This is a genomic window from Streptomyces sp. NPDC048185, assembly GCF_043202495.1.
Classification (GTDB): domain Bacteria; phylum Actinomycetota; class Actinomycetes; order Streptomycetales; family Streptomycetaceae; genus Streptomyces.
In genome coordinates, this window is the sequence record NZ_JBIDAN010000016.1 from 121,743 (window position 1) to 147,230 (window position 25,488).

26 protein-coding genes and 1 tRNA gene are annotated in these 25,488 nt (G+C 73.1%); 13 read left to right on the forward strand and 14 right to left on the reverse strand.

Annotated features, from left to right (window positions below; translation table 11 throughout):
- Nucleotides 1-135: 135 nt before the first annotated feature.
- On the reverse strand, nt 136-1,350 hold the full coding sequence (locus tag ACGF3H_RS33740) for an acyl-CoA dehydrogenase (protein ID WP_362494220.1): 1,215 nt from the start codon (nt 1,348-1,350) through the stop codon (nt 136-138).
- Nucleotides 1,351-1,356: 6 nt separating this feature from the next.
- Nucleotides 1,357-2,382: a phosphotransferase family protein gene (locus ACGF3H_RS33745; protein ID WP_362494222.1), complete on the reverse strand. Its 1,026-nt coding sequence runs from the start codon at nt 2,380-2,382 to the stop codon at nt 1,357-1,359.
- Between the two features lie 237 nt (nt 2,383-2,619).
- On the opposite strand from ACGF3H_RS33745, the gene ACGF3H_RS33750 reads away from it, so the two are divergent.
- Complete coding sequence (locus tag ACGF3H_RS33750; protein WP_362494225.1) at nt 2,620-3,564, forward strand: NADP-dependent oxidoreductase; 945 nt, start codon at nt 2,620-2,622, stop codon at nt 3,562-3,564.
- 19 nt (nt 3,565-3,583) lie between these two features.
- Here the strand turns inward: ACGF3H_RS33750 and ACGF3H_RS33755 are convergent, their stop codons facing one another.
- From ACGF3H_RS33755 to ACGF3H_RS33770, 4 genes are all read right to left on the reverse strand, one after another.
- Nucleotides 3,584-3,889 (reverse strand): DUF202 domain-containing protein, encoded by a 306-nt coding sequence (locus ACGF3H_RS33755; RefSeq protein ID WP_362494228.1) that lies wholly within the window; start codon nt 3,887-3,889, stop codon nt 3,584-3,586.
- Nucleotides 3,886-4,278 carry a DUF202 domain-containing protein gene (locus ACGF3H_RS33760; protein WP_362494231.1) on the reverse strand — a complete coding sequence of 131 codons (393 nt, stop codon included), beginning with the start codon at nt 4,276-4,278 and terminating at the stop codon, nt 3,886-3,888. Before ACGF3H_RS33760 ends, ACGF3H_RS33755 begins: the two co-directional genes overlap by 4 nt.
- A 584-nt stretch (nt 4,279-4,862) precedes the next feature.
- On the reverse strand, nt 4,863-5,381 hold the full coding sequence (locus ACGF3H_RS33765) for an NUDIX domain-containing protein (RefSeq protein WP_362494234.1): 519 nt from the start codon (nt 5,379-5,381) through the stop codon (nt 4,863-4,865).
- Nucleotides 5,382-5,414: 33 nt separating this feature from the next.
- Nucleotides 5,415-6,308, reverse strand: coding sequence for a DMT family transporter (locus ACGF3H_RS33770; protein WP_362494236.1), 894 nt, complete (start codon nt 6,306-6,308; stop codon nt 5,415-5,417).
- A gap of 280 nt (nt 6,309-6,588) precedes the next feature.
- Here ACGF3H_RS33770 and ACGF3H_RS33775 point away from each other — a divergent pair, with 280 nt between their 5' ends.
- Nucleotides 6,589-7,539, forward strand: coding sequence for a hypothetical protein (locus ACGF3H_RS33775; protein ID WP_362494239.1), 951 nt, complete (start codon nt 6,589-6,591; stop codon nt 7,537-7,539).
- A 33-nt stretch (nt 7,540-7,572) separates the two neighbouring features.
- Nucleotides 7,573-9,120, forward strand: coding sequence for an APC family permease (locus ACGF3H_RS33780; protein ID WP_362494242.1), 1,548 nt, complete (start codon nt 7,573-7,575; stop codon nt 9,118-9,120).
- A gap of 73 nt (nt 9,121-9,193) precedes the next feature.
- On the opposite strand, the gene ACGF3H_RS33785 is transcribed toward ACGF3H_RS33780, so the two are convergent.
- Nucleotides 9,194-10,591: a gluconate:H+ symporter gene (locus ACGF3H_RS33785; protein ID WP_362494245.1), complete on the reverse strand. Its 1,398-nt coding sequence runs from the start codon at nt 10,589-10,591 to the stop codon at nt 9,194-9,196.
- 123 nt (nt 10,592-10,714) lie between these two features.
- Entirely contained in the window at nt 10,715-11,242 is a 528-nt protein-coding gene (locus tag ACGF3H_RS33790) for a gluconokinase (RefSeq protein WP_362494248.1), read from the reverse strand.
- 137 nt (nt 11,243-11,379) lie between these two features.
- On the opposite strand from ACGF3H_RS33790, the gene ACGF3H_RS33795 reads away from it, so the two are divergent.
- Nucleotides 11,380-12,081: a FadR/GntR family transcriptional regulator gene (locus ACGF3H_RS33795; RefSeq protein ID WP_362494251.1), complete on the forward strand. Its 702-nt coding sequence runs from the start codon at nt 11,380-11,382 to the stop codon at nt 12,079-12,081.
- Nucleotides 12,082-12,095: 14 nt separating this feature from the next.
- Here ACGF3H_RS33795 and ACGF3H_RS33800 read toward each other — a convergent pair whose 3' ends face one another.
- Both ACGF3H_RS33800 and ACGF3H_RS33805 read right to left on the reverse strand, forming a co-directional pair.
- On the reverse strand, nt 12,096-12,470 hold the full coding sequence (locus ACGF3H_RS33800; RefSeq protein WP_362494254.1) for a YchJ family metal-binding protein: 375 nt from the start codon (nt 12,468-12,470) through the stop codon (nt 12,096-12,098).
- A gap of 70 nt (nt 12,471-12,540) precedes the next feature.
- Nucleotides 12,541-12,628, reverse strand: a tRNA-Leu gene (locus tag ACGF3H_RS33805).
- Between the two features lie 186 nt (nt 12,629-12,814).
- Here ACGF3H_RS33805 and ACGF3H_RS33810 point away from each other — a divergent pair.
- The 3 genes from ACGF3H_RS33810 to ACGF3H_RS33820 all read left to right on the forward strand — a co-directional run bounded on the left by ACGF3H_RS33810 (nt 12,815) and on the right by ACGF3H_RS33820 (nt 15,553).
- Nucleotides 12,815-14,140 (forward strand): M20/M25/M40 family metallo-hydrolase, encoded by a 1,326-nt coding sequence (locus tag ACGF3H_RS33810; protein WP_362494256.1) that lies wholly within the window; start codon nt 12,815-12,817, stop codon nt 14,138-14,140.
- Nucleotides 14,141-14,309: 169 nt separating this feature from the next.
- A complete protein-coding gene (gene chpH / locus ACGF3H_RS33815; protein WP_362494258.1) occupies nt 14,310-14,543 on the forward strand; it encodes a chaplin ChpH in 234 nt (77 codons plus the stop codon).
- 164 nt (nt 14,544-14,707) lie between these two features.
- Complete coding sequence (locus ACGF3H_RS33820; protein WP_362494261.1) at nt 14,708-15,553, forward strand: chaplin; 846 nt, start codon at nt 14,708-14,710, stop codon at nt 15,551-15,553.
- A gap of 84 nt (nt 15,554-15,637) precedes the next feature.
- On the opposite strand, the gene ACGF3H_RS33825 is transcribed toward ACGF3H_RS33820, so the two are convergent.
- Complete coding sequence (locus ACGF3H_RS33825) at nt 15,638-15,826, reverse strand: DUF5703 family protein (protein ID WP_027758838.1); 189 nt, start codon at nt 15,824-15,826, stop codon at nt 15,638-15,640.
- A 47-nt stretch (nt 15,827-15,873) separates the two neighbouring features.
- Here ACGF3H_RS33825 and ACGF3H_RS33830 point away from each other — a divergent pair, with 47 nt between their 5' ends.
- Nucleotides 15,874-16,599 (forward strand): hypothetical protein, encoded by a 726-nt coding sequence (locus tag ACGF3H_RS33830; protein WP_362494265.1) that lies wholly within the window; start codon nt 15,874-15,876, stop codon nt 16,597-16,599.
- Nucleotides 16,600-16,690: 91 nt separating this feature from the next.
- On the opposite strand, the gene ACGF3H_RS33835 is transcribed toward ACGF3H_RS33830, so the two are convergent.
- Nucleotides 16,691-18,988, reverse strand: a complete 2,298-nt coding sequence (locus tag ACGF3H_RS33835) for a helix-hairpin-helix domain-containing protein (protein WP_362494268.1) — start codon at nt 18,986-18,988, stop codon at nt 16,691-16,693.
- Nucleotides 18,985-19,971 (reverse strand): aldo/keto reductase, encoded by a 987-nt coding sequence (locus ACGF3H_RS33840; RefSeq protein ID WP_362494271.1) that lies wholly within the window; start codon nt 19,969-19,971, stop codon nt 18,985-18,987. The genes ACGF3H_RS33835 and ACGF3H_RS33840 overlap by 4 nt, the downstream gene beginning before the upstream one ends.
- Nucleotides 19,972-20,084: 113 nt before the next feature.
- On the opposite strand from ACGF3H_RS33840, the gene ACGF3H_RS33845 reads away from it, so the two are divergent.
- The gene (locus ACGF3H_RS33845) at nt 20,085-21,140 is read left to right on the forward strand and encodes an LLM class F420-dependent oxidoreductase (protein WP_362494274.1); all 1,056 of its coding nucleotides are present in this window, start codon (nt 20,085-20,087) and stop codon (nt 21,138-21,140) included.
- Nucleotides 21,141-21,413: 273 nt separating this feature from the next.
- The gene (locus ACGF3H_RS33850; protein WP_362494277.1) at nt 21,414-22,202 is read left to right on the forward strand and encodes a ferritin-like domain-containing protein; all 789 of its coding nucleotides are present in this window, start codon (nt 21,414-21,416) and stop codon (nt 22,200-22,202) included.
- An 11-nt stretch (nt 22,203-22,213) separates the two neighbouring features.
- Here ACGF3H_RS33850 and corA read toward each other — a convergent pair whose 3' ends face one another.
- Nucleotides 22,214-23,206, reverse strand: coding sequence for a magnesium/cobalt transporter CorA (corA, locus tag ACGF3H_RS33855; RefSeq protein WP_362494280.1), 993 nt, complete (start codon nt 23,204-23,206; stop codon nt 22,214-22,216).
- Nucleotides 23,207-23,268: 62 nt separating this feature from the next.
- On the opposite strand from corA, the gene ACGF3H_RS33860 reads away from it, so the two are divergent.
- The 3 genes from ACGF3H_RS33860 to ACGF3H_RS33870 all read left to right on the forward strand — a co-directional run bounded on the left by ACGF3H_RS33860 (nt 23,269) and on the right by ACGF3H_RS33870 (nt 25,424).
- Nucleotides 23,269-23,955: a histidine phosphatase family protein gene (locus ACGF3H_RS33860; RefSeq protein ID WP_362494282.1), complete on the forward strand. Its 687-nt coding sequence runs from the start codon at nt 23,269-23,271 to the stop codon at nt 23,953-23,955.
- Between the two features lie 84 nt (nt 23,956-24,039).
- Nucleotides 24,040-24,630, forward strand: a complete 591-nt coding sequence (locus ACGF3H_RS33865; RefSeq protein ID WP_362494284.1) for a DUF3090 domain-containing protein — start codon at nt 24,040-24,042, stop codon at nt 24,628-24,630.
- A complete protein-coding gene (locus ACGF3H_RS33870; protein WP_362494287.1) occupies nt 24,594-25,424 on the forward strand; it encodes an SCO1664 family protein in 831 nt (276 codons plus the stop codon). The genes ACGF3H_RS33865 and ACGF3H_RS33870 overlap by 37 nt, the downstream gene beginning before the upstream one ends.
- The last annotated feature ends 64 nt before the right edge of the window (nt 25,425-25,488 follow it).

The window sequence follows — 25,488 nt, forward strand, 5'->3', positions numbered from 1 at the left end:
CGAAACGATCTGTTGGACCGACGGCCGGTCCGCGAGCCAGCCTGAGGGCATGACACGCAGACCTTCACCGTGGACCCGTTTCGCCGCGTTCGTCCGTGCTCTGCTGCACACGGACCACCACTACTCCGGCGGCTACTAGAGGTACTTCTTGATCTCCCGGCGGGCCAGCGAGCGCTGGTGCACCTCGTCCGGGCCGTCGGCCAGCATCAGCGTGCGGGCACCGGCGTACAGCTCGGCCAGCGGGAAGTCCTGGCTCACGCCGCCCGCGCCGTGCAGCTGGATCGCCCGGTCGAGGATGCCGACCACCGCACGCGGAGTGGCGATCTTGATGGCCTGGATCTCGGTGTGGGCGCCCCGGTTGCCGACGGTGTCCATCAGCCAGGCGGTCTTCAGCACCAGCAGCCTCAGCTGCTCGACGGTGACCCGCGCGTCCGCGATCCAGTTCTGCACGACGCCCTGCTGGGCCAGCGCCTTGCCGAAGGCCGTGCGGGAGGTGGCCCGCCGGCACATCAGCTCGATCGCCCGCTCGGCCATGCCGATCAGCCGCATGCAGTGGTGGATCCGGCCGGGACCGAGCCGGGCCTGGGCGATGGCGAAGCCGCCGCCCTCCTCGCCGACCAGGTTCGACACCGGCACGCGCGCGTGGTCGAAGGTCACCTCGGCGTGGCCGCCGTGGTAGTGGTCCTCGTAGCCGAAGACCTGCATCGCCCGGTTCACGGTCACGCCGGGTGTGTCGCGGGGCACCAGGACCATCGACTGCTGACGGCGGATGTCCTCGCCGTCCGGGTCCGTCTTGCCCATCACGATGAAGATCCGGCAGTCCGGGTTCATCGCCCCGGAGATGTACCACTTGCGGCCCGTGATGACGTACTCGTCGCCGTCGCGCTCGATGTGCGTGGTGATGTTCGTGGCGTCCGAGGAGGCCACGTCCGGCTCGGTCATCGCGAACGCCGAGCGGATCTCACCGGCGAGCAGCGGCTGCAGCCACTGCTTCTTCTGCGCCTCGTCGCCGAACTGGGCGAGTACCTCCATGTTCCCGGTGTCGGGCGCCGCGCAGTTCGTCGCCGTGGGCGCGAGCTGGGGGCTGCGGCCGGTGATCTCGGCGAGCGGCGCGTACTGCAGGTTGGTGAGACCGGCGCCGTACTCGGCGTCGGGCAGGAAGAGGTTCCACAGCCCCTGGCGGCGGGCCTCGGCCTTGAGGTCCTCCACGACCTGCGGGGTGTCCCAGGGGGAGGCGAGGAGGGCGCGCTGCTCGTGGGCGGCCTGCTCGGCCGGGTAGACGTACTCGTCCATGAAGGCGAGCAGCCTGGCGCGGAGTTCCTCGGTGCGTGCGTCGAACGCGAAGTCCATGACGGTTCAGCCTTCCTGAAGGGTGGTCAGGCCGTGCTCGATGAAGACGGGGACGAGTTCGCCGATGCGGTCGAAACCGCGGCCGACCGTCTGGCCCAGCGTGTAGCGGTAGTGGATGCCCTCCAGGATCACGGCGAGCTTGAACCAGGCGAACGCCGTGTACCAGGAGACCGAGGACACGTCGCGCCCCGAGCGCTCGGCGTACCGCTCGATCAGTTCGGCAGGGGCGGGGTGGCCGGGCGCCTGCGCCGTGGTGGAGACGGGGGAGTCGGGCATGCCGAGCGGCTGGCTGTACATGACGAGGAGCCCGAGGTCGGTGAGCGGGTCGCCGAGCGTGGACATCTCCCAGTCGAGGATCGCCCGGATCGCGTCGTCCTCGCCGCCGATCAGGACGTTGTCGAGCCGGTAGTCGCCGTGCACGACGGTCGGCGCGGGGGAGCGGGGCAGCTCCCGGCCGAGCGTGGCGTGCAGTTCGTCGATGCCGGCCAGGTCCCGGTTGCGGGAGGCGTCGAGCTGCTTGGCCCAGCGGCGCAGCTGCCGGTCCAGGAAGCCGTCGGGCCGGCCGAAGTCCCCGAGGCCCACCTCGGCGGGGTCGACCGCGTGCAGTCCGACGAGCGTGTCGACCAGGTTCAGCACGGCGGCCCGGGTGCGCTCGGGGCCGAGCGGCGCGAGCTGGGCGGCCGTGCGGTACGGGGTGCCCTCGACGAATTCCATCACGTAGAAGGGAGCTCCGAGCACCTCCTCGTCCTCGCACAGCAGCACCGGGCGCGGCACCGGCACGTCCGTCGGGTGCAGGGCGCTGATCACCCGGTGCTCGCGCTTCATGTCGTGCGCGGTGGCCAGCACGTGGCCGAGCGGGGGGCGCCGCACGACCCACGTCGAGGTGCCGTCCGAGACCTTGTAGGTGAGGTTCGACCGTCCGCCCTCGATCAGCCGGCCGGACAGCGGGCCGGCCACCAGGCCGGGCCGCTCGCGGTCGAGCAGGGTGCGCAACCGGTCGAGATCGAGTCCGGGCGGGTGGTCGGGGCTCATGGGCGCTCCTCGGGCTGGTGAACAGTACCCGACTCATGATGCCGACCGGTCGGTATGGCGTCCAGTGGGTGAGCGGAACGTGATCGGGGCCACGATAACGGCGGCCGTCGCGGGCGGCGTGCAAGGGGGACCGCCGGCCGGCGACGCCGGGCAGGCTGCCGTGCGGACGTCGTACGAAGGGTGGATATCGGGCCGTTCCGCTTGCGCGGCGTGCGGGCGCCCCGGAGGGTCGGAGCCATGAAGGCGATCAGCTACGCACGGTACGGCGGCCCCGAGGTGCTGGAGTACGGCGACGTCCGCGATCCGAGGGTGGGCCCCGACTCCGTGCTGGTGAAGGTACGGGCCGCCGCCGTCAACCCCGTGGACTGGAAGTGCCGCGAGGGGCACCTCGACGCGATCCTCGAGCCGGTGTTCCCGGTGGTCACGGGATGGGACGTGTCGGGGGTCGTCGTCCAGCCCGGCGCGTCCGTCACGGAGTTCGCCGTCGGGGACGAGGTCATCGGCTACGTCCGCGAGGACTTCCTCTCCCGCGGGACTTTCGCCGAGTACGTGGCGGCACCCGTGCGCACCCTCGCGCGCAAGCCGCGCAACCTCACCTACGAGGAGGCGGCCGGGCTGCCGCTGACCGGGCTGACCGCCTACCAGGTCCTGGTGAAGGCGCTGCGCGTCAGGCGCGGCGAGACCCTCCTCGTGCACGCCGCCGCGGGCGGGGTCGGCTCGGTCGCCGTCCAGCTGGGCCGGCACCTGGGCGCGCGGGTCATCGGTACGGCCAGTGAGCGCAACCACGACTACGTGCGCAGGCTCGGCGGGGAACCGGTGACGTACGGGGAGGGCCTGGCCGAACGGGTGCGGGGGCTGGCGCCCGAGGGGGTGGACGCGGTGTTCGACACGGTCGGCGGGGAGACGCTGAGGATCTCGGCGAACCTGCTGGCCACCGAGGGCCGTCTGGTGTCGATCACCGATCCGGACGTCATCGACTACGGCGGGCGGTACGTCTTCGTGCGCCCCGACGCCGAGGACCTGCTGAGGCTGACCGAGCTGGCGGAGCAGGGGGCGGTCGCCGTGCACGTGTCGGAGACGTTCCCGCTGGAGCGGGCGGCGGACGCGTACCGGCGGAACGAGGAGGGGCGGACGCGGGGGAAGATCGTGGTGACGGTGGACTGGGAGGCGGGCGGGTCCTAGAGGGCTCCGCCCCCGGCTCCTAGAGGACCAGGACCGCGCCGCACACCGCCAGCCCCACCGTGCACAGAGCGGCCGCCGTGGCGTTGCCGGGGGCGACGACCGGGGGCCGGTTCGTCGAGGCGAGGGTGCGGATGCGGCGGTGGGCGAGGTACAGGAAGCCCAGCCAGAGGGCGCAGCACAGTGCGGTGGCGACGAGCGCGGAGGGCGTCGGGCCGGCGTGCAGCGCGGCCTTCACGGCGAGCACGGCGGCGACGGTGCAGGACAGGGTCGTGCGGCGCCAGGCGAGCCGGGTGCGCTCGGGCTGGAGGCCGGGGTCCCGGCTCATCCCTCCCACCCGACGAGGACGACGACGACCATGACGAGGGCGACGACCGCGACCACGAGGCTGAGCAGGGCCGGGAAACGGGAGACGGGGAGGTCCTCGCCGCGGCGCATCGCGCGCTCGCAGCGCACCCAGTGGTTGACGGCGCGCAGGGAGCACAGCACGCCGGCCGCGAGGAGCGCGAGGGCGAGTCCGACCCGCCAGCCCCAGCGCAGGTCGGGCAGGAACTGGTCCACCGCGAATCCGCCGCCGATGAGGGCGAGGGCGGTGCGCAGCCAGGCCAGGAAGGTGCGCTCGTTGGCGAGCGAGAACCGGTAGTCGGGCGTGCCGCCCTCCTGCCGCACCTCCTCGGGCACGAACCAGAGCCGCAAGTTCCGCACGAATTCGATCACGCGGGGACCCTATCGGGAGGGTGCCTGCGGGTGCCTCCGGCGGTGGTGCGCGTAGCGCGCGGCACGGGCCGGAGCCGTCGTGCCGCCCCAGCTGCGGACAGCCACCGCCGGACGACGCCGGTCGTAGCTGCGGGCAGCCACCGCTGGACGACGCCGGGCGTAGCTGTGGGCAGCCACCGCTGGACGACGCCGGTCGTAGCTGTGGGCAGCCACCGCTGGACGACGCCGGTCGTAGCTGTGGGCAGCCACCGCTGGACGACGCCGGTCGTAGCTGCGGGCAGTCGTGCCGCTGGGGCGGCACGGGTGGGCGCAGCGGCACCCCGGCAGCGCCGGGCCGCGTCGCCCGCCCCCGGCCCGCATCCGCGCCGGGCACCCCGGCAGCGCCGGGCCACGTCGCCCGCCCCCGGCCCGCATCCGTGCCGGGCACCCCGGCAGCACCGGACCGCGTCACCCACCCCCGGGCCTACCTCAACGCCTGGCACCCCGGCAGCGCCGGGCCGCGTCACCCGCCCCCGGCCCGCACCCGCGCCGGGCACCCCGTGGAGGCCACGTGGTCCACCCGCCCGCCACAGGGAGCGGTCACGTCACGCCCCCTCGCCCCGCCAGGCCCGCAGCCGCGCATACGCCGCCAGCCCGTCCGGCACCCACTCCCACTCCCCGAGCCGCCGTTCCACCTCCGCCTCCTCCAGGAACCCCCACCACGCCACTTCCTCCACCTGCGGAGCCACCGGCGCCTCGCAGCGCACGTCGTACACCGCCGACCACCACGTCCGCCCGTCCCCGTCGTCGTACAGGAACTTGAACAGGAACTCCGGTCGCGCCAGCCCCCGCACCCCCAGCTCCTCCTCCGCCTCCCGCACCGCCGCGTCGTCGTAGGACTCGCCCGCACCCACCACCCCGCCCACGAACATGTCGTACAGCGAAGGGAAGACCAGCTTCGTCGGCGTGCGGCGGTGGACGAAGACGCGGCCCCGCGCGTCCCGGGCCCGCACGAACACGCAGCGGTGCCGCAGCCCCCGCGCGTACGCGTCGGCCCGCCGGGCCTGCCCGGTCACCCGGTCGTTCTCGTCGACGATGTCGAGGATCTCGTCAGCAGCGCTCATGCCCCCATCCAAGCAGCGGCCGGCGGGCCGGCGTCAGCGCCGTTGGAGGTCCCGCGCCGGCCCCCGCTCGCCCGTGCCCTGCGGCATCGCCGGATGCATGCCGAGCAGCACGATGCCCGTCACCACCGCCGCGAGACCGCCCGCCTCCCACGCCAGTGCCCCGGCGTCGGTCCGCAGCCGGTCGCCGAGGAAGCCGACCCCGCAGGCGATGCCCGCGAGCGGCTGAGCCGCCGTCAGGGCGGGCAACGACCGCCGCAGCGGCGCCGTCTCGAACGCGCTCTGCACCAGGACCAGACCGGTGACGCCGAGCACCACCACCGCGTACGGCTGCCAGCCGGTCAGCAGTGCCGCCGCTCCACCCGTCGAGAAGCGCTCCCCGCTGACCCGCGTCAGCGCGTCCTGCACCCCGTACACCAGCCCCGCGGCCAGTGCCAGCAGCGCCGGACCCCAGGTCAGCCGCGCCCGCCCGGCACACGCCGTCAGCAGCAGGGCGAGGCCCAGCACCACCCCGAAGATCACCCAGTGGCGCACCGGATCGGTCACCGCGCTGCCGCCGCGCGGCTCGCCCGCCACGATGAACGCGCTGACCCCGCCGGCCAGCAGCGCGAGCCCCGCCCAGCCCTGACGGCCCAGCGGCTGCCGGGTCTGTGCGCGGGAGAGCGCCAGGGCGAAGAGCAGGTTCGTCGCGAGGAGCGGCTCGACCAGGGTGATCTCGCCGCCGGCCAGCGCGATCGCGCCCATCACCATTCCGGCCACCATGAGCCCCGTGCCGCCCAGCCAGCGCGGCACCCGCACCAGGTCGAGCAGCAGCCGCGGGGAGAGGAAGTCACCCAGCGGGGCGCGCTGGGCGGCGTTCTGCTGGAGGACGAAACCGAAGCCCAGGCAGCACGCGGCACTCACGGCGAGAACCAGAACCAGAACCGACACGCTGCGTACCTCGATCGTCAGGCCGGGCCACGGGGTGCGTGAGAGACCGACTCTAGTGCGGGCGGGTCCGGCGTGCCGGACAAGTGCCCGCATCCGGGTGGCCGACGCTGCCGGGAGACGGCGGTGCGCATCACAAGTGGCCCACGAGAAACGCCAGTTGACGCGTGTAACGGTCCGACGGGCCTTGACGCCAAGCCTTGGCTGCCGGTTTGCTGTGCGTGATCAGCTCATGGCAAACCGGCTACGACGACCCCCCGGGTCGCGTGAGGAAGTTCCCGCGGTGCCCCCACCCCCGCCTCCCCTCGGCCGCGGCCGCAGACGCGCGGCCCAGGCCTTCGACGAGGCCCTCGACGACGCCGAACTCGTCACCGCACGGACCGCGTTGGCCCAGGGGCGCTGGCAGTCCGCCCGTTCCCTGCTCGTCCACACGGGTGACGACTGGGACCGCCGCGGCCACCGGGTCACCGTCCTCGCCAAGGAGCCCTACTGCGCCGCCTGGGCCCGCGAGTGGCTGCTCGCCGAGCCCGACTCCGCCGACGCCCGCGTCCTGCTCGCCCTGGCCCTCGTCCACCGCGCCCTGCACGGGAAGGAGAGGCCCGCCGGGGCACGGGAGGCCTGCCGGGACGCCGCCGCACTGGTGCCCGCCGATCCCACGCCCTGGCTCGGGCTGCTCCTGCTGGAGCGCACGCTCGGCCCGGACGAGGAGGTCGTCCGCGCCTTCGAGCAGGTGCGCGGCCGGTACGCCGACCACCACCACGCCCACCACCTGATGGTGGCCCGGCTCGCCGAACGCCGCGGCGACGACGGTCCGGACCCGCTCCACGAGGTCTACGACTTCGCCAACTGGGCCGCCGAACAGGCACCCGCCGACTCCCCGCTGGCCGTCCTCCCGGTGGTCGCGCACGCCGAGCGCTACCGGGTGCTCGCCGCCGCCGGGCACCGGTCCGCGGACCCGAAGGCGTCCGGCCACTGGGTCGGCCGCCGGGCCAGGCTCGTGATGAAGGCGGCCTTCGACTGGTGGCTGGAGTGGGAGCAGGACGACCACCCGCGCCGCCTGGTCGACCTCAACTTCCTCGCGCACGCCAAGTCCAGCGAGGGCCGCGGCGCCGAGGCCGCCGCCCTGTTCCACCGCATCGGCGAGCACCCCACGCCCGCTCCGTGGTCGTACCCGGACCGCGACCCGTACCCCGCCTTCCGCGCCGCCCGCGCCGGCGCGCTGGGCACGACCTGACACCCCGACACCCACAGTGAGGACGGTCCCCCCATGGCCACGGGCAGTTCACGCACGAGCGGAGCCACGAGCGCCGCAGGCATCAGCACCTTCAAGGGGGAGGAGCGGGCGCTGCGCGCGGACCGGCTGGGCACCGGGGGACTGCTCCTGTCCGTCCTCGCCGCCACCGCGCCCCTCATGGTGGTCGCAGGTGTCATGCCCACGACGTTCGCGGTCATGGGCATCGTCGGCCAGCCGCTGCTCTTCGTGATCCTGGGCGTGGTGCTGATCCTGTTCAGCGTCGGGTACGCCGAGATGAGCCGCCACGTCCACAACGCGGGCGCCTTCTACGCGTACATCTCCCGCGGCCTCGGCGGCACCGCCGGCGCGGGGGCCGCCCTCGTCGCCCTGGTCGCCTACAACGCGCTCCAGGTCGGCATCTACGGCATCTTCGGCTTCGAGGTCTCCGGCCTGCTGTCCACCTACGCCGACCTCGACATCGCCTGGTGGATCCCCGCGCTGCTGGCCGTGCTCGCGGTCGGCACCCTGGGGTGGCTGAAGATCGACGTCAACGCGCGCGTGCTGGGTGTGCTCCTGCTCATCGAGGTCGTCCTCGTCGTGGTGTTCGACATCGCCGCCGTCGCCGACCCGGGCGCCCAGGGCCTGTCGCTGCACGCCTTCGATCCCGGCACACTGACCGGGGCGGGGGTCGGGACCGCGCTGTGCTTCTGCATCGCCGCCTTCCTCGGCTTCGAGCAGGCCCCCGTCTACGCCGAGGAGACCAGCCGGCCCCACGTCCTGGTGCCGCGCGTGATGTTCCTCGCCGTCGGGGGTGTCGCCGTCTTCTTCGCGCTCAGCAGCTGGGCCCTGACCGTCGCCACCGGCCCCGACCGGATCGTCGGCACCGCGCAGGAGCAGAGCGCGGGACTGCTCTTCTTCCTCACCGAGTCCCGGCTCGGCGGCACCTTCACCGACGTCCTGCACGTGCTCTTCGTCACCGGCATGTTCGCCGCGCTGCTCAGCTTCCACAACGTCGTCGCCCGGTACGCCTTCGCCATGGGCCGGGAGGGCCTGCTGCCCGCCGCCTTCGGACGCACCAGCGGCACCAGCGGCGCGCCCGGCACCGGCTCGCTGCTCCAGACCGCCGTGTCCGCCGTCGTGGTCACCGGCTTCGCGATCGCCGACGACAAGCCGGCCGGCGACCCGACCGGGCCGGTGCTGCACCTGTTCACCTGGGGCGGCAACGTCGGCGCCCTCGGGGTGATCGTGCTGATGGCCGCGGCATCGTTCTCCGTGGTCGCCTTCTTCGTCCGCCGCGGCGCCGCCGGCGCCCAGGGCGTCCGCCTGGTGACCTCCGCCGTCGCGGGGGTCGCCCTGCTGGTGATCGCCGGGTACACGGTGAAGGACTTCGACGTCCTCGTCGGCGCCGGCCCCGGTTCGGCCCTGAGCTGGGCCCTGCCCGGCATCATCGGCCTCGCCGCGGCCGGCGGCCTGGTGCAGGGCCTGGTCCTGCGGGCCCGCGCCCCCGAGCGGCACGCCCGCATCGGCCTGGGCAACGAGGCCTTCCAGCTGGACAAGGCGGCTGCCGGGAAGACGCCCTGAGCCGCGTGCGCGCGGTACGGCACGACGACGGCGCCCGCCCCGTGGACCGGGAACGGGCGCCGTCGTCGTACCGCTAGATCACCAAGGAGAGCAGCAGCACCAGAGCGCCCGCGACCACCGAGATGATGGTCTCCATGAGGGACCAGGTCTTGATGGTCTGGCCGACGTTCAGGCCGAAGTACTCCTTCACCAGCCAGAAGCCGGCGTCGTTGACGTGGCTGAAGAAGAGCGAGCCGGCGCCGATGGCCAGGACCAGCAGGGCCGCGTGGGCCGTCGACATGTCGGCCGCCAGCGGCGCCACCAGGCCGGCCGCCGACACGGTCGCCACCGTCGCCGAACCGGTCGCCAGCCGGATCGCCACCGCGATCAGCCAGGCCAGCAGCAGCGCCGGGATCGACCAGTCCTCGGAGATCTCCAGGATCATCTGGCCCACGCCGCAGTCGATCAGCGTCTGCTTGAAGCCGCCGCCCGCGCCGACGATCAGGAGGATGCCCGCGATGGGCGCGAGGCCCTTCTCCACCAGGCCCGAGACCCGGTCCTTGGCGAATCCGGCGGGCCGCAGCAGCGTGAAGATGCCCACGATCACCGCGGCGAGCAGGGCGATCAGCGGCGAACCGACGACGTCGAAGACGCGCTGCACCAGGTGGTCGGGGTCGTCGACGATGATGTCGACGAGCGCCTTGGCGAGCATCAGCACGACCGGCAGCAGGATCGTGGCGAGGGTGGCGCCGAAGCCGGGACGCTTCTCCAGCGTCTCCGAGGCGCGCTGCGGGATCATGCGGTCGGGGGCGGGCACGTCCACCCAGCGGGCCGCGTACTTCGAGAACACCGGACCGGCGATGATCACCGTCGGGATCGCGACCAGGACGCCGAGCGCCAGGGTCACGCCGAGGTTGGCGCCGATCGCGTCGATCGCGACCAGCGGGCCGGGGTGCGGCGGGACCAGGCCGTGCATCACGGACAAACCGGCCAGCGCCGGGATGCCGATGCGCATCAGGGAGTAGTTGCCGCGCTTGGCGACCATCAGGACGACGGGGATCAGCAGGACTATGCCGACCTCGAAGAACAGCGGCAGCCCGACGACGGAGGCGATCAGCACCATCGCCCACGGCATCGACCGGTTGCTCGCCTTGGCCAGGATGGTGTCCACGATCTGGTCGGCGCCGCCGGAGTCGGCGAGCATCTTGCCGAGGATCGCGCCGAGGGCGATCAGGACGCCCACGCCCGCGACCGTCGAGCCGAGCCCGGTGGTGAAGCTGGCGATGACCTTGTCCAGCGGAGCCCCGGCGAACGCGCCGAGCGCCAGCGTCCCGATGGTCAGGGACAGGAAGGCGTGCAGCTTGAACTTGGTGATGAGCAGGACGATGACGGCGATGCCCAACAGCACGGCGATGCCCAGCTGGGCATGGCCGGCGGAGGTGATCGGCTCGGCGGTGTCCGCTGCCAGCATCTCGACGCTGAGTCTGGTCACGGTGATTCCCTTGCGGTGATGGGGATTCGGGGGATACGGAGGGGGGAGGGGCGGAGCCGTGCGCACCGGGCGGCACGGCCCCGGGGGAGGTCGTGCGGGGCGGCCCGCTGCCGGGCCGCGGGGCTACAGGGCCGGCTCGGGGAGGGCCTTCAGGGCGTTCGCCGCCCGCTCGGTGATCTCCTCGGGGCTGCCCGCGACGTCCACCGCGACCCCGGCCTCGTCCTGCTCCAGCGGCTGGAGCGTGGCGAACTGGGAGTCGAGCAGGGCCGTCGGCATGAAGTGCCCCTCACGGTGCGACATCCGGTCCTCGATCAGCTCGCGGCTGCCCGTGAGGTGGACGAAGACGACCCCGGGAGCGGCGGCCCGCAGCCGGTCGCGGTACGACCGCTTCAGCGCGGAACTGCTCACCACCCCGCCGAGCCCGGCCCGCCCGTGCGCCCAGCCGCCGATGGCGTCCAGCCAGGGCCAGCGGTCCTCGTCGGTGAGCGGGGTTCCGGCCGTCATCTTGGCGATGTTGGCCGGCGGGTGGAAGTCGTCGCCCTCGGCGTAGGGAACGCCGAGCCGGGCCGCGAGCAGGGGACCGATGGTGGTCTTCCCGGTGCCCGCTACGCCCATGACCACGACGACATGGGGGGTGTGCAGTTGCTGCATCGCACTCTCGCTGTCTGCTGTCTTCGTCGACACGTGATGTCGACGCCACTGAAACCCATTAGGTACGACAAATTCAAGAGCGTGTGACATATAAGTCTGACTTTTTGTTGCCGTGATCCGCCCCGTACGCTGAGTGCATGAGCACACCGGGCCGGGGGCTGCACGGCCGCGTACTGGACACCCTCGGCCCCGACATCACGGCGGGCGTCCACCCCGCGGGCAGCGTTCTGCGCACGGACGAGCTTGCGCAGCGTTTCGAGGTGTCGCGGTCCGTGATGCGCGAGGCCGTCCGCGTGCTGGAGTCCATGCACCTGGTCGAGTCGCGCCGCCGCGTGGGCGTGACCGTCCTGCCCGAGTGCGAGTGGAACGTCTATGACCCGCAGGTCATCCGCTGGCGCCTGGCCGGCGCCGACCGCCCGCGCCAGCTGCGCTCGCTGACCGTGCTGCGGTCGGCGGTCGAACCGGTCGCGGCGGGGCTGGCCGCCAGACACGCCACCTCGGAGCAGTGCGCGGAGCTCACCGAGTGCGCGCTGGGCATGGTCGCCAACTCCCGCGGCCACAAGCTGGAGGGGTACCTCTTCCACGACGTGGCCTTCCACCGCGTCATCCTGACGGCGTCCGGCAACGAGATGTTCGCCCGCCTCGGCGGAGTCGTCGCCGAGGTCCTGACCGGACGCACGCACCACGACGTGATGTTCGAGGACCCCGACCCCGCCGCCGTCACCCTGCACGTCCAGGTCGCCGAGGCCGTCCGCGCGCGGGACGCCGAGCGCGCCGAGCGGCTGACCCGCGAGATCACCGTGGGCGCGCTGCAGGAACTGGACGTCCTGGCGCCGTAGCGGGACCGGGCGGGTCAGGCGAGGAACTCCCCGTCGACGTACACCCATGCCCCGTCGACCCGCTCGAACCGGCTCCGCTCGTGCAGCGAGCCGCCGCGGTAGGAAGCGCGGAAGGTGACCGTGCCGGTGGAGTGGAACGCGGACCCGTCTGCCGTGTCCAGGATCTCCAGCCCGGTCCAGCGCGTCCCCGGGTCCAGGTCCAGGCGCGCCGGCCGCGTCCGCGGATGCCACGTCCGCAGCAGGTACCCGGCGTCGCCCTTCACGAAGGCGCTGTACCGCGAACGCATCAACGCCTCGGCACTCGGCGCGGACGCCGTCCCCGCGTGGAAACGGCCGCAGCACTTCTCGTACGCCTCGGGCAGCCCGCACGGGCAGGAACGCGTGGTCATGACGGCCATTGTGCCTGCTCCGGAACTGTCCCGGAAAAGCAGAAGACCCCTGCTCAGCAGGGGTCTGATCTGGTGTCCGAGGGGGGACTTGAACCCCCACGCCCGATAAAGGGCACTAGCACCTCAAGCTAGCGCGTCTGCCATTCCGCCACCCGGACAAGGTGTCTGCCGCGCGGGGTGTTCCCCGTGGCGACGACGTAAACATTACCAGGCTTTCGGGGGTGCCCGATCACCCCACGCCCCGGCGTGAACGGCGTGCGACGGGCCGGGTCCGGTCTTGGGCCCGGGCGGCCGGAGGGGGAGGATGAGGGGGACCCACCAGCAGTGACAGCGGGAGGAAGCACGTGAGCGAGTCGGACACGGCCAGGAGCGTCACCGGCGAGGACGAGGTCGTCGACCTCTGCCGCGAGCTGATCCGGATCGACACCAGCAACTACGGCGACCACTCGGGCCCCGGCGAGCGCAAGGCGGCGGAGTACGTCGCCGAGAAGCTCGCCGAGGTGGGACTGGAGCCGCAGATCTTCGAGTCCCACCCGGGGCGCGCCTCCACGGTGGCCAGGATCGAGGGCGAGGACCCGTCACGGCCCGCGCTGCTCATCCACGGCCACACCGACGTCGTCCCGGCCAACGCGGACGACTGGACGCACCACCCGTTCTCCGGCGAGGTCGCCGACGGGTGCGTGTGGGGACGCGGCGCGGTCGACATGAAGGACATGGACGCGATGACCCTCGCGGTCGTTCGCGACCGGATGCGCAGCGGGCGCAAGCCGCCCCGGGACATCGTCCTCGCGTTCCTCGCCGACGAGGAGGCCGGCGGCACGTACGGCGCGCGCCACCTGGTCGACAACCACCCGCACCTCTTCGAGGGCGTCACCGAGGCGATCAGCGAGGTGGGCGGCTTCTCCTTCACCGTGAGCGAGCAGCGCCGGCTGTACCTGATCCAGACGGCCGAGAAGGGCATGCACTGGATGAAGCTGACCGTGGCCGGCACCGCCGGGCACGGGTCGATGATCCACCGCGACAACGCCATCACCGAGCTGTCGGAGGCCGTCGCGCGCCTCGGCCGGCACACCTTCCCCGTCCGCGTCACGAAGACGACCCGGGCCTTCCTCGACGAACTGGGCGACGCCCTCGGCACCGAGCTCGACCCGGAGAACATGGAGGGGACCCTCGCCAAGCTCGGCGGCATCGCCAAGCTCATCGGCGCGACGCTGAGCAACACCGCCAACCCCACCCAGCTCGGCGCCGGCTACAAGGTCAACGTCATCCCCGGCGAGGCGACCGCGCACGTCGACGGGCGGTTCCTGCCGGGACACGAGGAGGAGTTCCTGGCCGACCTCGACCGGATCCTCGGTCCGAAGGTGCGGCGCGAGGACGTCCACTCCGACAAGGCCGTCGAGACCACGTTCGACGGAGCCCTCGTGGACGCGATGCAGTCCGCGCTGGTGGCCGAGGACCCGGCCGCGAAGGCGATCCCGTACATGCTCTCCGGCGGGACGGACGCCAAGTCCTTCGACGACCTCGGCATCCGGGGCTTCGGCTTCGCGCCCCTCAAGCTGCCGCCGGAGCTGGACTTCGCGGGCATGTTCCACGGCGTCGACGAGCGCGTGCCGGTGGACGGCCTGCAGTTCGGCGTGCGGGTGCTCGACCGGTTCATCGACGCGTCCTGATCCGTCCCGCGGAAAACGGGACGTCACCCTTCACCGGTATTCGGCCGCACGTACGGGACGTTACCGGGAAGGGTGAATGCGCTCATAGGCTCGTAGCCTCATTACTCCGTCCTCGTTACAGGTGATGCGATCGGCAATCTCGGATCGCCTTTGTCAACTAGGAGGAATAATGCTCAAGAAGGTCGTCGCCGCTGCGGTTGCCACCGGTGGTCTCGTTCTCGCGGGTGCGGGTGTGGCCGCCGCCGACTCCGGCGCCCAGGGCGTCGCCGCCCACTCCCCGGGCGTCGTTTCCGGCAATGTCATCCAGGTTCCCGTGCACGTCCCGGTGAACGTCTGCGGCAACACGATCTCCGTGATCGGCCTGCTGAACCCCGCCTTCGGCAACGTCTGCATCAACAAGTGACGTTGCGTCTCGCCCCCTGAGGGTCCGAGTCCGTCGGCCCCGGAGCGCGCGCCACGCGCTCCGGGGCCGACGGTCTTCCAGGCAAAGAACATCAGCATTTCATCAGCGCCGGACACGACGGATTCCCGGCGCTTCGGGACTAGGGCAAGGCAGGGATTTCGGAAATGCGACAGGTCACCCGCAAGGGCCTGATGACGGTGGCGGCCGCCACCGGTGTGTTCGCCGCGGTGGGCGGTGCCGCTCACGCCGACTCCGGGGCACACGGATCCGCGTCGAATTCGCCCGGCGTGCTGTCCGGCAACACGGTGCAGGTGCCGGTGCACGTGCCGGTCAACGTCTGCGGCAACACGGTCGACGTCATCGGCGTCCTCAACCCGGCGGTGGGCAACGCGTGCGCCAACCGGGGCGGCGCCTCGTCCGGCGGCCACGGCGGTGCGCACGCCGACGGCCGCGCCACCGGCTCGCCCGGGGTCGGCTCCGGCAACACGGTGCAGGTGCCGGTGCACGTACCGGTCAACGTCTGCGGCAACAGCGTCAACGTGGTGGGCGCCCTGAACCCGGCCGCGGGCAACGACTGCGTCAACGGGGGCGGCGGACACCACTCGACCCCGCCCGGTGAGCCCGGCAACCCGGGTGAGCCGGGCAACCCGGGTGAGCCGGGCAACCCGGGTGAGCCTGGTGAGCCCGGCAACCCTGGTAACCCCGGCAACCCCGGCAATCCTGGTGAGCCCGGCAACCCGGGTCAGCCGGGTAACCCCGGTGAGCCGGGCCGGCCGGGTAACCCCGGTACCCCCGGCAACCCCAGCACCCCCGGTAACCCCGGCGACGAGACGCCGGGCGGCTCCTCGCACGTCAACCAGCCGGGTACCCACACCGTCACCCAGCCGCGGGACGACGCGCAGCTCGCCGAGACCGGCAGCGAGCTGCCGCTGGGGCTCGCCCTCCCGGTGGGCGCGGGCGCGCTGCTCGCGGGGACGGTGCTCTACCGCAAGGCGCGCGCCTCGGCCTGACGCGGCGGACCGGCACACGGAGCGGGCCCCGCACCGGCGGGGCCCGCTCCGCTTCCGCCGCCGGGTCTCCCCGGGCCCCGGCGATCACCAGGTGGCGCGCACCTGGCGGATGATCCGCCGTCGCAGCCGCACCCGGCGACTGCCGTCGCGCAACAGGCTCAGGCGGTAGAGCTCCCAGTGTCCGTACTCGGCGTGGTCGGTCAGCAGACGCGTCGTCTCCTTGCGGGACACCCCGCGTGGCACGTACACGTCGACAAATTCGTATTCCGGCATCGCATCTATTGTGCGGGCTGGGGCCCGGTACGGATAGCGTCTGCACTATGTCTGATGCTGCGCAGCCCACCGCTGCCGAGGTACGCGCCGCCGCCGAGGCGGTCAAGACCGCGCTCGACCGCCACCTGGCCGCGGTCGAACGCCGGTCGGGGGAGGACGACCCGGCCGTCTACCAGGCGTTCAACGAGCTGGCCGCGGCCGCGGAGGCGTACGACGAACTGCTCTACGACCGCTACGACGAGGTGACCCCCTTCGAGATCCCCGGCGCGGAGGAGACGCCGCCGTACACGGGCCCCGAGGAACCGAACGCGCTGAGCGTGCTCATCCGCCGCGACTACGCCGTGGCGGAGCCGCAGCGGCTCATGGCACAGGCGCGGCGGATCGAGGCGGCCGACGACGAGGCGGCCGTGGGCGCGGACGTGGCCGGCACGGTCCACGGTGCGCTCGGCATCCTGTTCGGCGAGTTCGAGGCGGACGAGATCGCCTCCCGGCACAAGGAGTTCGGCCTGGAGGAGGGCGACTCCACGCTCTGGGTGACGGCCGCGGACGACACCGCCGAACCGGGCGAGTGGCTGGACGCACCGTTCGACCAGGTCGATCCGCAACGAGTGGTCTGCCGCTTCGACGTCAGCGCGGTCTTCGACGACGAGTTCGACGACGACGATGACGACGACGATGACGACGACGTGCCGGAGCTGGAGGAGGACGGCGAGGACCTCGAGGACCTCGAGGAGGAGGACGGCGAACCGGAGCCGCTGCGCGCGGATCGCTGAGCGGCACGAGCACGTACGGCGGCGGTCACGGGGCACGTCCCCGTGACCGCCGCCGTCGCATCCGGGCGGGGCCCACCGCGCCCGGCGGGGCTCAGCCGCTCGCCGGGACCTGCGGAGCGAGCAGCGCCGGCAGCCGGGTCGTGCGCGGCTTGGCCTGCACCTCGGCCACGGCACGCGGCAGCGCCTGGTCCACCCCGTGCACCACGGACAGATGCCGCACGGCCCGGCCGAAGGCCGTGTAGACCCACGGGCGGCTCAGCGCCGGCACGGCGTCGCCGGGCAGCACCACGACCACCGCGGGCCACCGGCCGCCGACCGCCTGGTGCGCGGTCAGCGCCCAGCCGTGCCGCACGGTCCGCTCCAGCCGCTCCTTCGGGACCACCACGTCCTCGCCCGCGCAGGACAGGCGCAGTCCGTCGGCGTCGGCCCCCACCACGCGGCCCGGCACCGTACGGCCCGGCACGGGGGAGTAGGCGACACGGTCGCCGGGGTCGAAGCCGCCGAAGCGGCCGGGACCCGGATTCAGCCGCTCCTTGAGCGCCGCGTTGAGCGCCCGGGTGCCCGCCGCGCCGCCGTGGCCCGGCGTGATCACCTGGGTCTCCTCGGCGGGGACACCGATGGCACGCGGCACCGAGTCCGCGACGAGCTGCACGGTGCGGTGCACGGCCTCGCCGGCGTCCCGCACGGGCACGATCACGACCTCCTTGCCGGGCGCCTCCACCTGGCTCAGTTCACCGATGCCGATGCCGGAGACCAGCTCGCCCAGCGGGCCCGGATCCGGACACCGCGAGGCGATCTGGGGGCAGATCCGCGCCGCCAGCAGATCCGCGAACACCCGCCCCGGACCCACGGACCACAGCACACCGGGGTCGCCGGCCAGCACCAGCCGTGCCCCGTCGGGCAGCGACTCCGCCAGCAGGGCGCCCGTCTCGACGTCCACCTGCGGCGCGTCGAGCACGACGAGCAGATCGAGGTCCAGCGCACCGTCCGCATCGCGCCCGGGCCCCTCGGCCCCCGCCAGCAGCCCGGCCAGGGTGACGACGGGAGCGCCGGCCGCGGCCGGGCCGTCCGCCGCGGGGGAGTCCGCGTGCGGCACCGCCGGTCCCTCGCCCAGCACGGCGGCGAAGCGGTCGCGGCCGAGCGGGCCGTGCGCGGCGGCCCAGACGCGCAGCCCGAGACCCTGTGCGGCACGCAGCAGGGCCGCCGGTTCGGCCAGGGACGCCTCCCCGCCGGTGTGCAGCACCAGCCCGTGTCCCGCGACCGCGCGGATCAGGTCGGCGGCGGAACCCTGCGCGGACGCGGCGGCCCGCTCCCAGTCCTCCGCCGCACCGTCCTGCTTCGGCACCGAGTCGACCAGCCGGGCCAGGCCGTCGGCGAGGCTCTCCTCCGCGAGCGCGTACCGCTCCAGGCCGACCAGCACCCGGACCGGGCGTTCCTCGGCCTCGTCCGTGTCCCCCGGCCCCGCGTCCGGCCCGCCCGGGCGGGCGCCGGTCTCCTCCAGGGCGTCCTGGAAGGCCAGCGCCTCACCCTCGGCGAGCGCGCTCTGCGCGGCGGCGTCGGGGTCCGGCACGCCCCGCTGGGCCAGCGCGGCCGTGAGAAGGGGCAGCTCCAGGGCCGTGTGCCCGGTCAGGGCCGCCTGCTCCAGCAGCCAGACGGTGATCGCACGTCCCCGCCGCTCGTCGTCCGGGCCGCACTCCGCGCCGAGCAGCGCCCGGGCGAATCCGTCGGCCTGCTCGGGCCGGACCCCGGCGACCCGCAGCAGCTGCCAGGGGTCGGCGCGCAGCGACTCCTCCGCCGTCTCCCCGAGCAGCGCGGCGGCCTGCGGCGCGAGTGTCTCGGGGGCGCCGCCCTCGGCCAGGACGCGCCGCACGGCCTGGACGGTCCCGGGCGCGGGTCCCGCGGGCACGGCGGCGGGCTCGGCGGGCGCCGGCTGCGGACGCCGTACCGGCTCGGGGGCGGGGCGGCGGGGCGCGGGCCGGGTCTCGCCGAAGACCGTGGCGGGCGGCTTCTCACCGCTCTCCACGGCGCGCACGGCGGCGAGCAGCTCGGCCGCCGTGCCGCTGAGCTTGGCCCCGCTGTCGATCGGCTGCTGCCTCTCGGCCTTGCGCCGCTCGATCCGCTCCCGCTCCAGCCGCTGGGCGGCCAGCTCGGCCTCGGCCTCCGACGGCTGAGCCGCCGTGCCCTCACCCGCCGCACCGGCGTCTCCGCCGGCCTCCCCGGCAGTCTCCTCCGCGTCGGCGTCGGCGTCGGCGGGCGCCGAGGCCTGCGGTTCCCCGGCGGTGTCCGCGTCGGCGTCGCTCCGCCCGGACTCCCGCGCGGTGCCCGGCGCTCCCGGCTCGGTGTCCACGGCGTCCGCGGTGTCCTCGGCGGGTTCGGGCTGCGTGCTCACAGCGTGCTCCAGTCGTGATCGGGATAGCGGTGCACGGGCGCCGACACGTCGTCGAGGGCCCGGCAGATCTCGTCAGGAAGACTAAGGCTCTCCACTGACAGCGCCGCCGTGAGCTGCTGCGCGTTGCGCGGGCCGATGACCGGGGCGACCACCCCGGGCCGGTCCCGGACCCACGCCAGGGCGACCTGCAGCGGGGTCACCGCCAGGCCGTCCGCCGCCGTCGCCACCGCGTCCACGATGTGACCGGCCGTGTCGTCGAGGTAGGGCTCGACGAAGGGGGCCAGGTGCTCCGACGCGCGCCGCGAGTCCGGCGGCGTCGCGTCCTTGCGGTACTTGCCCGTGAGGACGCCCCGGCCCAGCGGCGAGGAGGGCAGCAGACCGATGCCCAGGTCCAGCGCGGCCGGGAGCACCTCCCGCTCGACGCCGCGCTGCAGCAGCGAGTACTCCATCTGCGTGCTGGCCAGCCGGTTGCGCGCGCCCGGCGCCGCCAGCTGCCAGGTCGCCGCCTTGGCCAGCTGCCAGCCGCAGAAGTCGGCGACCCCGGCGTAGCGGGCGCGGCCGCTGCTGACGGCCACGTCGAGGGCGTGCAGCGTCTCCTCCAGCGGTGTGTGCGGGTCGAAGGAGTGCAGGTGCCACACGTCGACGTGGTCCGTGCCCAGCCGGGCCAGGGAGGCGTCCAGCGCGGAGAGCAGGTGGCCGCGCGAGCCGTCGAAGCGGCGGTCGGGGTCCGGCACGCTGCCCGCCTTGGTCGAGATCACCAGATCCCGGCGCGGCACCAGACCCTCCATGAGCCGGCCGAGCAGGTACTCGGCCTCTCCGTCGCCGTACACGTCCGCGGTGTCGACGAGGGTCCCGCCCGCTTCCCAGAAGGTCTTCAGGAGATCCGCCGCGTCGTGCTCGTCGGTGTCCCTGCCCCAGGTGAGGGTGCCCAGCCCGATGCGGGACACGCGCAGGCCGGTGCGGCCGAGATGCCTCTGCTCCATGAACGCCGACATTACTGGCCACGGCTTGCGCTGTGGGGGCCTGTGGACAACCGGAATCCGCACGCTAGGGTCGGGGCACCACAGACGTTACTGATCGGTAAGGGGAATCGGCCATGCAGCTCGGGATCAACCTCGGCTACTGGGGTGCCGGAATGGACGCGGACAACCTGGCCGTCGCCAAGGAGGCCGACCGGCTCGGCTACGCCGTGTGCTGGGCCGCCGAGGCCTACGGCTCGGACGCCGCGACGGTGCTCACCTGGGTCGCCGCCCAGACCGAGCGCATCGACGTCGGCTCGGCCATCTTCCAGATCCCCGCCCGTCAGCCGGCCATGACCGCCATGACGGCCGCCACCCTCGACTCCCTCTCCGGCGGCCGGTTCCGCCTCGGCCTCGGCGTCTCCGGCCCGCAGGTCTCCGAGGGCTGGTACGGCGTGAAGTTCGACAAGCCCCTCGCCCGCACCCGCGAGTACGTCGAGATCGTGCGCAGGGCGATGACCCGGGAGCGGCTGTCGTACGAGGGGCAGCACTGGACGCTGCCGCTGCCCGGCGGCCCCGGCAAGCCGATCAAGCTGACGGTGCACCCGCAGCGCGAGCACATTCCGCTGTACATCGCCGCGATCGGCCCGAAGAACCTGGAGCAGACCGGCGAGATCGCCGACGGCGCCCTGCTGATCTTCCCGTCCGCCGATCACCTGGAGGAGACCGCGGTCCGGCACCTGCGCGCCGGACGCGAGAAGGCCGGGAAGAGTCTGGAGGGGTTCGACATCGTCCCCACGCTGCCGCTCGCCCTCGGCGACGACAAGGACGTCACCACGCTCGCCGACACCTTCCGCCCCTACACCGCCCTCTACGTGGGCGGCATGGGCAGCCGCAAGCAGAACTTCTACAACCAGCTCGCCCAGCGCATGGGCTACGAGCGGGAGGCCGCCGAGATCCAGGACAAGTACCTGTCCGGCGACAAGCAGGGCGCCGCGGCGGCGGTGCCGCACGACCTGATCGACCGGACGACGCTGCTCGGCAGTGTCGAGCGGATCGCGGACCGGATGAAGGCCTACGCCGCCGCCGGTGTCACCACGCTCACCCTCGCTCCCGCAGGCTTCACCCTGGACGAGCGGATCGCCTCGCTCCGCGCCGGCACCGAGGCCCTGGAGCGCGCCGGGCTCGCCTGACACGGGCCCGTCGGCGAAGTTCTGCGGCCGTGGTGGGGGCTCGGGGGTCTTCCCCGCCACGGCCGTCATGCGGAACAACGCCTCCGCACGCGTGTGGTTACGCCCCCTCGCGCGCGCAACCTCCTCCGTTCGGCGGACTTCCCCCTCGCACCTGTTGCCGTGTCCCGCGTCCCGCACTTGACTCGTTCTTCGTGGGGACCCGCGGGGACCGCGGAGACCGCGCGGAACCTGCGGAGCCCTGCGGAGCCCTGCGGAGGCAGAGAGGTGCCAGCGATGCTTTCGGCGAAGAGTCTGTTCCAGGAGATCCTCGACAACGACGAGTCCTTCCGTCTTTTCTGCTCCATCGCCGCCAGCGGCGAGTCGCAGGGCGGCTGGGAGAACGCGCGCATCGCGGCGCTGGTCCCGGAGAGCGAGCGCGCCCTCGCCCCGAAGATCACCCGGCACGGCGCGGACGAGGACAAGCACGGGCGGATCTTCAACGCCCTGCTGAAGAAGCGCGGCCTGGAGCCCGTCGACGTGCCCCCCGACACCGACTACACCATGCTCCTGGAGCGGCACGGCATCGGCCTCGCCCACGAGAAGCTCAAGGCCGACCAGGCCCTGACCGTACGGGACGTCATCACCTACCTCGCGCACAGCAGGGTCACCGAGCAGCGCGCGGCCGAGCAGATGGCGCTGCTCCTCAAGCACTTCGCCGACCACCCCGACCTGGGGCGCGCCGTGCGCATGATCTCGGCCGACGAGGACAACCACCTCGCCTACTCCCACGAGGAACTGCTGCGCTACGCCGCCGCCGGACACGGCCGCTACATCCAGCGGACACTGCGCGAGTGCGCGCACGCCGAGATCCGCGTCCACCGGGACGTCAGCCTCGCGGTGATGGCCCGCATGGGCCGTCTGCTCGGCTGGTCCAGGGCGAGGTCGGCGCTGCTCGCGGCGGGAATCCGCGCGGTGTACGCCTACGAGCGGCTGGCCGGCTGGCGCCGGATGGTGACCCTGCGGGCACCCGAGCGGCGCGACGCCCTCGGCGGACCCGCGACGGCCGCCCCCGAGCTCGCCTGACGCAGCCGCCGCTACAGCCAGCCCCGGCGCTTGAACAGCCGGAACAGCAGCACCTCCAGGGCGGCCATCAGCGCGATCACCGCCGGATAGGCCCACACCCAGTGCAGCTCCGGCATGTGGTCGAAGTTCATGCCGTAGATCCCCGCGAGCATCGTGGGGACCGCGGCCATGGCCGCCCAGGCGGAGATCTTCCGCATGTCGTCGTTCTGGCGGACGCTCATCTGCGCCAGGTGCGCGGACAGGATGTCCGAGACCAGCCGGTCCAGGCCCTCCACCGACTCGTTCACCCGCGTGAGGTGGTCGTTGACGTCCCGGAAGAACGGCCGTGCCTTGTCGTCGACGAACGGGACCCCGGTGCCGAACGCCGCCCCGGCCAGCCGGGACAGCGGCGGCGCCAGCGGCCCGGTCGCGCGGCGGAACTCCAGGATCTGACGCTTGAAGTTGTAGATGCGCGACGCCGTGTGCCGCGATCCGCCGCCCTCCGGTGAGAAGACCTCCGCCTCCAGCTCCTCCAGGTCGGTCTGCAGTTCGGTGGCCACGTCCAGGTAGTGGTCGACCGTGGCGTCGGCTATCGCGTACAGCACCGAGGTGGGGCCCTTGCCGAGCATCTCCGGCTCGTGTTCCAGGCGCTGCCGCACGGCCTTCAGCGGGGACCCCTCGCCGTGCCGGACGACGACCGCGAAGGCGTCTCCCAGGAAGAGCATCAGCTCCCCGGTGGACACGGTGTCGCTCTCCGGCTCGTACACCACCGGCTTCAGGACGGCGAAGAGCGAGTCCTCGTACACCTCCAGCTTGGGCCGCTGGTGCGCCTTCAGGGCGTCCTCCACGGCCAGGGGGTGGAGCCCGAACTCCTGCGCGACCAGGTCGAACTCCTCCTCCGTCGGCTCGTGCAGCCCGATCCAGACGAAGCCGCCCGCGGACCGCGCCTCGCCGAGCGCGTCGGAGAAATCCTGGGGCCCGTCCGTGCGGTGCCCGTCCCGGTAGATGGCGCAGTCGACGATCAACGGAACGTCTTCTCCCTCCGCCCCGGCGCCCGCGCGCCGGATCGTATGCCTACCCTGTCCGCATGCCCACGCTGATCCTGGTCAGGCACGGACGTTCCACCGCCAACACCGAGGGGCTGCTCGCCGGCTGGACGCCCGGCGTCGCCCTCGACGAACGCGGGGCCGCGCAGGCCGCCGCGCTGCCCGGGCGGCTCGCCGGCCTGCCGCTCGCCGAGGTCGTCGCCAGCCCGCTGCAGCGCTGTCAGGAGACGGTCCGGCCCCTGCTCGACGCCCGCCCCGGACTGCGGGCCCACACCGACGAACGCATCGGGGAGTGCCACTACGGCGACTGGTCCGGCCGCAAGCTCGCCGAACTCAAGGACGAGCCACTGATGGAGGTCGTGCAGGCGCACCCCTCCGCGGCGGCCTTCCCCGGCGGCGAGTCGATGCGCGCCATGCAGACCCGCGCCGCCGAGGCGGTGCGCGAGTGGAACGCGCGCGTGGAGCGCGACCACGGCGCCGACGCCGTCTATCTCATGTGTTCCCACGGCGACATCATCAAGTCCCTCGTGGCGGAGGCGCTCGGCCTCCACCTCGACCTCTTCCAGCGCATCTCCGTCGAGCCCTGCTCCGTCACCGCGATCCGCTACACCCGGCTGCGGCCGTTCCTCGTCCGCCTCGGCGACACCGGCGACTTCGCCTCCCTCGCGCCGCGCGAGGAGTCCGCCGAGGGCGACGCCCCGGTCGGTGGTGGTGCGGGCGCACCGTGATCGTCGGCCGCAGTAGGGTGAAGCGGTCGCAGCAGTGACCGCCCCCCAGTTCCCGCTTCCCCCGACTTCCCATGGAGACAGGACGTGTCCCGTCAGGTGTTCCTCTACGACCAACCGGATCGTTTCGTGGCCGGCACGGTCGGGCTGCCCGGACGCCGTACGTTCTTCCTCCAGGCCATCGCCGGCGCCCGGGTGACCAGCGTGGCCCTGGAGAAGACGCAGGTCGCCGCGCTCGCCGAACGCATGGACGAGCTCCTCGACGAGGTCGTGCGGCGCAGCGGCGGCAGCACCGTCGTCCCCGCCGTGGCCCCCACCGAGAACGCCGACACGGCGCCGCTGGACACCCCCATCGAGGAGGAGTTCCGGGTCGGCACCATGGCCCTCGCCTGGGACGGCGAGGACCAGTGCATGATCGTCGAGGCGCAGGCCCTCGTCGAACTCGAGGCCGAGTCCGAGGAGGACCTGGCGGAGGCCGAGGAGCGACTCCTCCAGGACGAGGAGAACGGCCCCCCGATGCTCCGCGTCCGCCTCACCGGCGCGCAGGCCAGGGCCTTCGCCAAGCGCGCCCTCGACGTCGTCAACGCCGGGCGGCCGCCGTGCCCGCTGTGCAGCCTCCCGCTCGACCCGGAAGGACACGTATGTCCGCGCCAGAACGGATACCGCCGCGGAGCGTGAGCACCGACGCGGCGGCCGCCGAGCTGCTCGCCCGGGGCGAGCTCACCGTGCGCGGACGCATCCGTGAGGCGTCCAACGCGGCGCTGTACTGCACGGTGTCCCACGAGGGGCGCGAGGCGGCCTGCATCTACAAGCCCGTGGCGGGGGAGCGCCCCCTGTGGGACTTCCCGGACGGCACGCTCGCCCAGCGCGAGGTCGCCGCGTACGAGGTCTCCGAGGCGACCGGCTGGGGCCTGGTACCGCCCACCGTGCTGCGCGACGGCCCGTACGGCGAGGGCATGGTCCAGCTCTGGATCGACGCCGTGCCCGAGTCGGAACTGCTGGCCCTGGTGGACGCCGAGGAGCCCGGCCCCGGCTGGAAGGCCGTGGCGTTCGCCGAGGTCGACGAGGGGCGTACCGCCCTGCTCGTGCACGCCGACGACGAGCGGCTGCGCCGGCTCGCCGTCCTGGACGCCGTCGTCAACAACGCCGACCGCAAGGGCGGCCACCTGCTGCCCGCGGCCGGGGAGCGGCTCTACGGCATCGACCACGGGGTGACCTTCCACGCCGAGAACAAGCTGCGCACGCTCCTGTGGGGCTGGGCGGGCGACCCGCTGACCACGGAGGCCCTGGCGGCGCTCGACGCCCTCCAGAACGCCCTGAAGGACGGCGCACCGCTGGCGGCCCGGCTCGGCGAGCTGATCACCCCCGCCGAACTGGACGCCACGCGCGCACGTGTCGGGGCCCTTCTGGAGTCCGGCAAGCACCCGGAACCGAGCGGGGAGTGGCCGGCCATCCCCTGGCCGCCGGTGTAGACACCGACCCGCACAACGGCCGGTATCCCGCAAGAGCGCCTTCCCGGCCATCCGGCCCGGTCCG